Annotated in this window: 4 protein-coding genes; all 4 read right to left on the reverse strand. The window is 53.2% G+C overall.

The window, feature by feature from the left end:
• Nucleotides 1–198: sigma factor (locus Q7T06_RS11425; RefSeq protein WP_304784746.1), on the reverse strand; the 198-nt coding region annotated here is incomplete at its 3' end.
• Between the two features lie 259 nt (nucleotides 199–457).
• On the reverse strand, nucleotides 458–2,941 hold the full coding sequence (locus Q7T06_RS11430; RefSeq protein ID WP_304784748.1) for a TonB-dependent receptor: 2,484 nt from the start codon (nucleotides 2,939–2,941) through the stop codon (nucleotides 458–460).
• A 136-nt stretch (nucleotides 2,942–3,077) separates the two neighbouring features.
• Nucleotides 3,078–4,082, reverse strand: a complete 1,005-nt coding sequence (locus tag Q7T06_RS11435; protein ID WP_304784750.1) for a FecR domain-containing protein — start codon at nucleotides 4,080–4,082, stop codon at nucleotides 3,078–3,080.
• A 6-nt stretch (nucleotides 4,083–4,088) separates the two neighbouring features.
• Nucleotides 4,089–4,270, reverse strand: a 182-nt coding sequence (locus tag Q7T06_RS11440) for a sigma factor-like helix-turn-helix DNA-binding protein (protein ID WP_304784752.1), incomplete at its 5' end; no start/stop codon positions are given.

Consider the following 4,270-nt stretch of genomic DNA (forward strand, 5'->3'; position numbering starts at 1 on the left):
AGCAATCGTGGTGAGGTAGGCGCGAGGTTCACGAATCACATCGGTATCGCGCCCCGTCAATATGCGCGTGAAAGTATCCTGCGCCAGATCGTGGGCATTATCGATATTCCCCAGTTTTCGGCGCAGCAAACCTACCAGCCATCCATGATGCTGGCTGTATAACTGGGCGACAGGATCGGAAGAACTTGCGGCGCGCACAACAGACTCCAGAAATGCGATGCCTATGCGGCATCATCAAGCTGGCTGGCGAAGCGGGTCGCACTGGCTGGGCTTAGTTGAGAATAGTTCTCATTATCGCATTCTGGGAGGGCGAGGTCAAATCTTTGGCCGTTAGGCGTTGCAGATGCGGCACATTGTCTTTACGCCATTAAACGAAAAAACGTACATGCACAGTTTCTTGTGCATGCACGGCTATGTTTATGCCCGGGCAAGTGAATACTTGCAGGCTGTTTTTCAGTTAAAAACTGGCCCGCAGTGTCAGTGTTGCGTTACGTGGATCGCCATAGACATTGCCTAAATTGACGGCGCGTATGCCTGAGTAGTACTCCTTGTCGAATACGTTATTGATGACGAGCGAGGCGATCATTTTTTCGCTGAAGCGATAGCTGACATTCATCTTGAATACGGCATAAGGATCCTGCTCGGAGCGAACCGCGCCATTCAATGCGTAGTAACCGCTTTGCGCATTGACGCCACCGCCCACAGACCAGCGGCCTTCTGCGACAGGCAGACGATATTGCGTCCACAGTTTCAATAGATGACGCGGGGTTTGCGTGCGGAATGGCGTACCTTCATTCAGCAGATCTTTGACGTACTTGGTGCGGTTATAGGTATAGCCGGCGAACACGTCCCAGTTTGGCGTCAGCTTGCCGGTGACTTCTGTCTCTATGCCTTCACTGCGTACCTTGCCGGCCGCGATGTAGCAACTTTCCTGCACGCAGGGCGTTACAATTTGTTGCGCGATATTGGTTTGAGCTATGCTGAAAACAGCAACTGATGCATTGACTTTCCCATCCAGGAATTCGCCTTTCAAACCGATTTCATAATTGCTGCCGACGACAGGATCAAGTTCTTTGCCAGTCGTGGAGAATTTGGTTTGCGGTTGAAAGATATCGGCGTAGCTGGCATACAAAGAGTAGGTTTTGTTGAGGTCGTAGACCAGACCGGCATACGGTGTGATCTCGCGATTGTAGGCAGACTCTTTGCCTGCGGTCGTGGTGCCCGTCAGCAAGTTGTGCGCATCGGTTTGCGTGGTGTACCAACTTACACGGGCACCCAGTATCAGCTTGAGCGGATCGCTGAGGTTAAATCGGCCACTACCGTACACACCATACTGGCGTGTATTGACGGTCGTGCCTTGTGTTTGCGGTCCGTAATTTGGTTCCGGTACGCTGCTTGGATCGAAGTTGAAAATGTTCGGAATGAACACTGCCGGAAAGAAAGCTGATTGATCTGTGTTTTGATCGAAGCTCTGTGCATTGGCGCCAAACAGTAAATCATGTTTGCGGCCGAACAGTGTGGCCTGGCCATTTGCATTGGCATCCAGATTGTAGCGATCGCCTTCCGAATTCCATTTGACCCCGGTATAGATAGAACCCGATGGATTGGCTGGATCGACACCGCCATTGGCGGCGTTGCCGCGCGTGATGGAGCGCTTGAAACTCTGCTGCTGGTTGGAGCCATTGAATGCCAGATTCAGCTTCCAGTCGTTATCCAGACGATGCGTCAGGGTCGCGAAAATATCGGTAATGTCTTGCGACCAAGTGTTCCACGCGGGTGTCAGATTGGCCGAACGCCGCAAGCCCAGGCTGCGTCCATCGCTATATCGAGGAATACCAAAAATGCTCGGTACTGCGTCGACCTGCTGTTGCTGCACACCCAGCGTCAGCATTGTCGTGGATGTTAGATCGATATCGACCACGCCATAGAAAATTTCTTTTTGCGATTTTTGATAATCGACATAACTGCCGCGATCATCGTATACGCCGACGAAGCGGCCGCGTACTGTGCCGGCTTCATTCAGCGGGCCGCCTACATCCACTTCTGTCCGGTAGGAATCCCAGGAGCCGGCACTGACTGCGCTGGATATCGCCAATTCATGCGTAGGTTTCTTGCGTACCAGATTGACAGTTGCTGACGGATTGCCTGCACCTTGCAGCAAACCTGCTGCGCCGCGTATGACTTCTATTCTATCCAGTACTGCCACATCATAACCAGTGTATGAAGTGCCCAGATAGGTTTGCGGTACGCCATCATATTGATAACTGGTGACAGGGAAACCACGTGATACCAGATTCGCAGAACCGGATGCGCCTGTCGTGGTATCTAGCTGCAGACCCGTCACCTGATCCAGTGCATCTTCAAGCTGGGTCATGTTTTGATCCAGCATGCGTTGCTTGGTCAGTACGCTGACTGACTGCGGAATTTCGCGCCAACTCTGGTTGGATTTGCCTATCGTGACTGCGCGTGCGGCGTAGGAATTGCTACCTTCGGTTGTAGCGTTGAGCACCGGCGAAGCATGGACTGACACTGCCGGCAATGTGGTGGCATTGGTGATCGGTAGCTTGCGTAATGTGTAGCCGCCATTACCTTGCTGTACGGCCTCTAGTCCGCTGCCATTCAACAGCTTGGCAAAGCCTTCCTGTATCGAATACGCACCTTTAAGTCCGGCAGAATCCAGCCCGCGCGTCAGCGCAGAATCGGTGGATAAGGTCACGCCGGAAGCGGCGGCAAATTCACTCAGCGTGGCACCCAGCGATCCGGTCGGAATGTTATAGCTTTGTTTGGCGCTTGCCGCTTGTGCGTGCGCGTCACCAGGCCAGACTGTCAACATGACAGGTGCAGCCAGGGCCATGCTGAGCAGTGCGAGTCTTACTGCGCACAGGCTGGGGCGAAGAGGGATGATGAGGCGCGGCTGCTGATCGTGTGATGAAAAGTGCATGGATCGCTTTCTTGGTCGGGCTATCGGATAGAGGTGATCAATCGGCAGCAATAATGCTGCTTCTATCTATAAAGCCGAACGAGCGATGCAAAACACTAACCCCGCAGATGGGAAAAACAAAAAATATTTTGAATGATCAGCTTTTTGCAGAAACCTGCACCCAGAAACGCGTGAAATATTTGACTTGAATCGGGTGAGACGTCGTCAGGCTATCCAGTACCAGATCTGTATTGTCGATCCGGTACGCACCAGTTACCTTCATATCTGCAATGGCCGGGTCGCAGTATATGCGGCCGCGTTTGTAGCGTGACAGTTCAGCCAGGAAGTCCTCCAGTCGCCAATCGACGGCGACCAGCATGCCGCGCGTCCATGCCTCTTGATTGCGTTGGACCGTATGCGCATCGCTTATTTTCATGACGGAAAAATCAGCTTGCTGCCCGGCTTCGATTCGCACGGGTTTTCCTTGCATATCGAGCGGAGTAATTTCGACAGCATGTTCAAATACCGCGACATGCGTCACACCGTCATTGCTGCGTACGCTGAAGCGTGTGCCTAGCGCGCGTATTCTGCCTTGCGGCGTTTCTACAATAAAAGGGCGCGGCGATGATTGTGCGCCGGATGGAATATCTTGCGCCGTCCTGATCATGATTTCGCCTTCATGCAGGCGCATCAGGCGGATGTTGGCGTCGTAGCGGATATCCACAGCGGTATCCGTATTGAGTTCGAGCGAGCCGCCATCGGCCAACTGGATAGTTTTTTGCCGGCCTGGGTCAGTACGATAATCGGCTGCCCATGAGCGCCATGGTGTCCGTTCATAGGTGAGCCAGCCCGTGCCACCCGAGGCGACCAGCAGGGTCAAGACCTTCATTGTGGCCCGGCGTTGTGTCTGTACGTTTTTAAGTGCAGGTAAAGCCAGGCTGGACGGCAGGCTGCCCAGATGCCGTTCCATCTTTTGTACGAGGCTCCAGGCACGTCTATGCATTTCATCGTCGGCCAGCCAACGCTCGAAGGTCGCGAGTTCAATTGCGCCCGGTGTACCGCTTTTCAGATGGACATACCAATTGGCTGCCGCTTCCAGTATCGATCTGTCGATTAGAAGTGGTGGCGTCTTCTTGTTGCCGGAAGAAAGTAAGGGAGTCATAGCCGATCAGGATGCGGCCAGCACCAGACATTCGGTATAGGCCCTAACCAGGTGTTTTTTTACCGTAGGCAGAGAGACGTTCATACGTTTGGCAATCTCGACATAGCTCAACTCTTCAATCTGCGCGAGCAAAAATATCTGCCGTGTACGCGGCCCCAGATCATCCAGCAGCCTGTCTATGGACAACA

The organism is Herminiimonas sp. (genome assembly GCF_030645555.1).
In the GTDB taxonomy this organism is placed as follows: Bacteria; Pseudomonadota; Gammaproteobacteria; order Burkholderiales; family Burkholderiaceae_D; genus Oxalicibacterium.